General features: G+C 54.6%; 5 protein-coding genes. 3 read left to right on the top strand and 2 right to left on the bottom strand.

Annotation, left to right across the window (positions count from 1 at the left end):
* On the bottom strand, nt 1-475 hold a 475-nt coding region (locus tag AB7E14_RS19130; protein WP_428169803.1), incomplete at its 3' end, for a LysM peptidoglycan-binding domain-containing protein.
* Nucleotides 476-796: 321 nt separating this feature from the next.
* Between AB7E14_RS19130 and xdhA the strand changes: the two genes are divergently transcribed.
* From xdhA to xdhC, 3 genes are read left to right on the top strand one after another with little or no spacing between them, the layout of a single operon-like run.
* The gene (gene xdhA / locus AB7E14_RS19125; protein WP_316962062.1) at nt 797-3,094 is read left to right on the top strand and encodes a xanthine dehydrogenase molybdenum-binding subunit XdhA; all 2,298 of its coding nucleotides are present in this window, start codon (nt 797-799) and stop codon (nt 3,092-3,094) included.
* A gap of 10 nt (nt 3,095-3,104) precedes the next feature.
* Nucleotides 3,105-3,983: a xanthine dehydrogenase FAD-binding subunit XdhB gene (gene xdhB, locus AB7E14_RS19120; RefSeq protein WP_316962063.1), complete on the top strand. Its 879-nt coding sequence runs from the start codon at nt 3,105-3,107 to the stop codon at nt 3,981-3,983.
* A complete protein-coding gene (xdhC, locus tag AB7E14_RS19115) occupies nt 3,980-4,459 on the top strand; it encodes a xanthine dehydrogenase iron sulfur-binding subunit XdhC (protein WP_042999389.1) in 480 nt (159 codons plus the stop codon). Before xdhB ends, xdhC begins: the two co-directional genes overlap by 4 nt.
* A gap of 88 nt (nt 4,460-4,547) precedes the next feature.
* Here the strand turns inward: xdhC and AB7E14_RS19110 are convergent.
* Nucleotides 4,548-6,130: sigma-54 interaction domain-containing protein (locus AB7E14_RS19110; protein ID WP_428169802.1), on the bottom strand; the 1,583-nt coding region annotated here is incomplete at its 5' end.

The following is a 6,130-nucleotide window of genomic DNA, read 5'->3' as shown; positions in this document are numbered from 1 at the left end:
TCCCTGCCCCGGCGGCATAAACCGGCGTACCGCGGGCAGCGGAAATGTCGATCCCCTTATTCCCTCCATCCGCAGTGGAATAAGGCAGGATCACCTTACCGCTGGCAGGCCACTGCCAACAACGTTGCCCTACCGGTGGCCAGGACGATTGCGGCACGGAAGAAGACGGTCTCGCGGAGGCTGTTTTGGTAGACGACTTTTTAGTGGATTTCGATGAGGCCGTTTTCGAACCACCGAGCTTCAGCTTTTGCCCAACTTCAATGGTGTACGGCGGCGAAATGCCGTTCAGACGCGCAAGGTCTTTGACGCTGGTGCCTGTCGTGCGTGAAATACGGTAAAGGGTATCTCCCCGTTTGACGGTATAAACGGCGCCAGAATCAGACGATTTGCTCCCCGAGCAGCCCACGACAAGCAATCCCGCACAAAGCAGCATGGCAATACCCAGGCTATTTTTCTTCAGGCGTCCTGCGCTCAAAACCGTTCCTCGCAATATTCACAGACGCCATATGATAGCAGCCATAATCCGGATGCCAAATTTATTGAATCGGTAAGTCCCCTCATGGACCGCCTGATAAACGCTATCACCGCCACTTACCGTGTATCACAATGATTTGATTAAACTCATAATGATACGCAAAGTGCTCATCGTCAAAGGTCGGATCCCTCTCCCGACAGACCATATTATTATCTCCGTCACACTTCCCTTTTCTCACGGCGCAACTTTGCGCTTCTGGCGTAATTCTTGCCTGATTTAACGGTTGTTCAGGAACCGAATTGTTAAATCAAGGGGACGTTTATGGATGCGCGGGAAGCAACCGCTACCGGAGAGTCATGCATGCGCGTGGATGCCATCGCTAAAGTGACCGGGCGGGCTCGATATACTGATGATTACATGATGGCGGGCATGTGTTATGCCAAATACGTTCGCAGTCCGATTGCCCACGGTTACGCCACCAACATCAACTGTGACAAGGCGAAAAGCCTGCCCGGTGTACTGGCCGTGTTTACCTGGGAAGATGTACCGGATATTCCCTTCGCCACGGCAGGGCACGCCTGGACGCTGGATGAGAACAAACGTGACACCGCCGACCGTTTTCTGTTGACCCGCCACGTACGCCATCATGGCGATGCGGTCGCGATTGTTGTGGCAAGGGACGAGTTAACCGCAGAAAAAGCGGCCTTGCTGGTGAATGTGGAATGGGAAAAACTCCCGGTGATCACCACGCCAGAAGCGGCTCTGGCGGATGATGCTGTCCCTATTCACCCAGGCGGTAATTTGCTCAATCGCAGTGAAATGACCACCGGGAATATCCAGCAGGCCATTGATGCCGCTGATTACCAACTCCAGGGACATTACCAGACGCCGGTGATTCAACATTGCCATATGGAAAGCGTCACTTCATTGGCCTGGATGGAAGATGACTCGCGAATCTCCATCGTCTCCAGCACGCAGATCCCACACATCGTACGCCGGGTCGTGGGGCAGGCATTGGGCATTCCGTGGTCATGCGTGCGGGTTATCAAACCTTACGTCGGCGGCGGATTTGGAAACAAGCAGGATGTGCTGGAAGAACCCATGGCCGCTTTCCTGACGCGCAAACTGGGCGGTATTCCAGTGAAAGTCTCTCTCAGCCGTGAAGAATGTTTTCTCGCTTCCCGTACCCGCCATGCGTTCACGATGGATGGACAGATAGGGCTCAATCGCGACGGCACGTTGCAAGGCTATCGTCTGGATGTTCTGTCAAATACTGGCGCTTACGCCTCGCACGGGCACTCCATCGCCTCGGCGGGCGGCAACAAAGTGGCCTATCTCTATCCCCGTAGCGCATACGCTTACCGTTCCACCACCTGCTATACCAATCTTCCTTCCGCTGGCGCGATGCGCGGCTACGGCGCGCCGCAGGTGATCTTTGCCGTAGAATCGATGCTGGATGACGCCGCAACGGCGCTGGGTCTCGATCCGGTCGAGGTTCGGTTGCGCAATGCGGCCTGCGAAGGCGACACGAACCCGATTACCGGCAAACGCATCTACAGCGCGGGGCTCCCGGAATGTCTGCAAAAAGGCCGCGCGCTGTTTGAGTGGGACGCCCGTCGCGCTGAATGTCTGCACCAGCAAGGCAACATCCGCCGGGGCGTCGGCGTCGCCTGTTTTAGTTATACCTCCAACACCTGGCCGGTCGGCGTGGAGATCGCCGGTGCCCGTCTGCTGATGAATCAGGACGGAACGATCAACGTGCAGAGCGGAGCGACGGAAATCGGTCAGGGGGCGGATACCGTTTTCTCACAGATGGTGGCGGAAACTCTCGGCGTACCAGTCAGCGATGTACGCGTTATTTCAACCCAGGATACCGACATTACCCCCTTCGACCCTGGCGCCTTCGCCTCTCGCCAAAGCTATGTCACCGCACCGGCACTGCGCAAGGCAGCACTTCAACTGCGCGATAAGATCCTTCTTCACGCTGCCGACATGCTGCATCAGTCCGTCATGAGCCTGACGCTGACGGCAGGCCACATCGTCCTTATCGATCGCCCTGACTCACCGTTGCTGTCCTTAAAAGAGCTGGCGATGGATGCGTTTTATCATCCGGAGCGCGGCGGTCAGTTGTCTGCGGAATGCTCGGTGAAAACCACCACTAACCCACCGGCGTTTGGCTGCACGTTTGTCGATCTGAGCGTCGATATCGCCCTGTGCAAGGTCACCATCAACCGCATCCTCAATGTCCACGATTCCGGCCATATTCTGAACCCTCAACTGGCGGAAGGTCAGGTGCATGGCGGGATGGGAATGGGCATTGGCTGGTCGCTGTTTGAAGAGATGATCATTGATGGGGAAAGTGGTCTGGTGCGTAACCCGAATCTCCTTGATTACAAAATGCCGACCATGCCTGACCTGCCGCAACTGGAGAGCGCATTCGTTGAAACGCAGGAGCCGCAGTCGGCGTATGGACATAAATCCCTCGGCGAGCCGCCTATTATTCCTGTTGCTGCAGCCATTCGTAACGCAGTGAAAATGGCCACAGGCGTTGCGATTGATACGCTGCCACTGACGCCAAAGCGGTTATATGCGGAGTTCCACCAGGCTGGCTTGATTTGAGGATATGATCATGTTTGACTTTGCTTCTTATCATCGCGCTTCAGACATTGCCGAGGCTGTCAGCCTGCTGGCGCGCTATCCGCAGGCGAAACTGCTCGCCGGCGGAACCGACGTACTGATCCAACTTCATCATCACAATGCGCGTTACCGTCATATCGTCGATATCCATGATCTGCCCGAATTACGAGGCATTACCCTGTCGAAGGAAGAGAGGCTGCGTATCGGTTCCGCTACCACCTTTAGCGAGATTATCGAGCATCCCGTCGCGCAACGACATCTGCCAGCCCTGTGTGCGGCAGCTACCTCCATCGCCGGACCGCAAATCCGTAATGTCGCGACCTACGGCGGGAATATCTGTAATGGCGCAACCAGCGCAGACTCGGCGACGCCAACGCTGATTTATAACGCCACGCTTGAGATCGCCTCGCCAAAAGGGGTGCGTTTTACCAGCATCAACGGTTTTCACACCGGCCCCGGAAAAGTTGCTCTTGAGCAAGATGAAATCCTTGTCGCCTTTCATTTTCCACCGCAGCCGAGGGCGCATACTGGCAGCGCGCATTTTAAATATGCCATGCGCGATGCGATGGACATCTCGACCATTGGTTGTGCGGCACGATGCCAACTGGATAACGGCGGTTTTAAAGAACTTCGTCTGGCATTCGGCGTTGCGGCTCCGACACCAGTTCGCTGTCAGCATGCAGAGAGCGCGGCGCAAAATGCGCCATTGACCCACCAGACGCTGGACGCGATCGCCGAATCCGTTCTGCAGGACGTCGCCCCGCGATCTTCCTGGCGGGCAAGTAAGGAATTTCGTCTGCATCTCATCCAGACGATGACCCGGAAAGTGGTTACTGAAGCCGTTGTCGCGGCGGGAGGAAAGCTGCAATGAATGACACTAACCGAATCACGCTGGAATGCGTCATTAATGATCACCCTTTTCAGCTCAGCATCATGCCGGGGATGCCGCTCTCTGAACTCCTGCGCGAACAAGGGTTGTTGAGCGTCAAACAGGGATGCTGTGTCGGTGAATGTGGAGCCTGTACGGTGCTGGTTGACGGTACGGCCATCGACAGTTGCCTGTACCTTGCCGCGTGGGCAGCAGGAAAACAGATCCGTACCCTGGAAGGTGAATCGGCTGGCAGTCAGCTCTCGCGTGTTCAGATGGCTTATGCGACATCCGGTGCCGTGCAGTGTGGTTTTTGCACGCCGGGTCTGATTATGGCGACCACCGCATTGCTGGCAAAACCGCGGGAAAAACCATTAACCATTCTGGAGATCCGTCGTGGTCTGGCGGGGAATTTGTGCCGTTGCACCGGCTATCAGATGATTGTCGATACCGTCCAGCGCTGCACTGAGCCTGAATAATTAACACCGCATCCTTCAGGTTGCCTCCGGGTCAGTAGCGTTCACACACTCGCCCCCTGATGCAACCTGAACGCGGTTGTGCGTTGAGTTATGCATTCAGCAACTCGTACTTTTTGATCTTGCGATAAAGCGTGGCAATCCCAATGCCTAACTCATCCGCCACCTGTTTTTTGTTGGAGTGGCGAGATAGCGCTTCGCGAATCATCTGCTTTTCCATCTCTTCCAGTGCGGTTCCGCCGGTGTCCTCAGACAGCAACTGCGCCGCATGAGCGACCGCTCCAACGGATTCCGGCGCTTTACCGTTGTTGATCAGATTTGGCGGTAAAAGCGTACTGTCGATCACCTCGCCTGAAGGGACCACGTTGACCAGATATTCCATCAGGTTGCTTAATTCACGCAGATTTCCCGGCCACTGATGGTGTCTGAGCAGGGTCACCACATCCGGTGCAATCCCCGGATAGACCAGCCCTAAACGGCGAGTATGCAGATGCAGGAAATAGTGCACCAGTAGCTCAATATCGTCCTGTCGTTCACGTAGCGGGGGCAGAGTCAGTGGGATGACGTTCAGTCGATAGAACAGATCTTCGCGGAATTTGCCTTCGGCGATAAACTGCCCAAGGTTCTGATTGGTAGCTGAAATAATGCGGATGTCGACCTGAACCGGACTGCTTGCGCCAAGCGGCAACACTTCCCTCGCCTCTATCGCCCTGAGCAGTTTAGCCTGTAGCATCAAGGGCATATCGCCAATTTCATCGAGAAATAGCGTTCCACTGTTTGCCGCCTGAATCAGGCCCGTTTTCCCATTGGCGGAGGCGCCGGTGAATGCGCCTTTAACATAGCCAAACAGTTCACTTTCCAGCAACTGTTCTGGTATCGCCGCGCAGTTGATGGCGATAAACGGTTTATTGCGTCGATCGCTGAGTTTGTGAATGGCGCGCGCGACCACCTCTTTTCCGGTGCCGCTCTCCCCCACAATCATGACGCTGGACGGACTGGGGGCAATACGGCCGATCAGCCGCTTAAGCTGGCGCATAACCCGGCATTCACCCACCAGTTGTTCAATATGCGGTTCATCGGTGGCAATCGATACAGAGGAACTGGTATGCGACTGATGGAAGGCCATCAGGAATAACTGCCGTCCCTGCACATGATGCAACTGACCAATGATCAGTTCACTTTTATCATCCCAGGAGACGATATGCTGCATATGCCCGTGCGTGAAATTACTTTCAAACGTTAATGGCCGAAACCTGACCGACTTTCCCACCATATTATTCTGCACCGCACCAAGAATTTTTAACGCGGTTTGATTCGCGAACTGTACGCGGTTGTCTTCATCAATGACCAATACACCTTGATCCATATTCTCGATCATTGTCGAAAATATTTTACTGATGTTGTCACTCCCACTCTGATCTTCGAGAAGTTTTGAAACAAAAATAGTGGATATATGGCGAACATAGTCTGAAAACTCGCGCAGGTTGTCATTGATATGTTCCTGCTGTTCATGCGTTACGGCAATCAAACTGATCACTCCTACACAGCGGTCCTGCAGAATGACGGGGGTTCCCAGAAAAGCCTTCTCGCGACAGTTATCTCTGCTATCGCAGCCTTCACAGAGCGGGTCAAAGCGGGAATGCGTCACAACCTTTTCTTTTTTACTTTCCAGTA

The sequence above is a fragment of the Citrobacter sp. genome (assembly GCF_050252275.1).
In the GTDB taxonomy this organism is placed as follows: domain Bacteria; phylum Pseudomonadota; class Gammaproteobacteria; order Enterobacterales; family Enterobacteriaceae; genus Citrobacter_A; species Citrobacter_A amalonaticus.
This window is presented reverse-complemented; position numbering and strand designations above follow the sequence as displayed.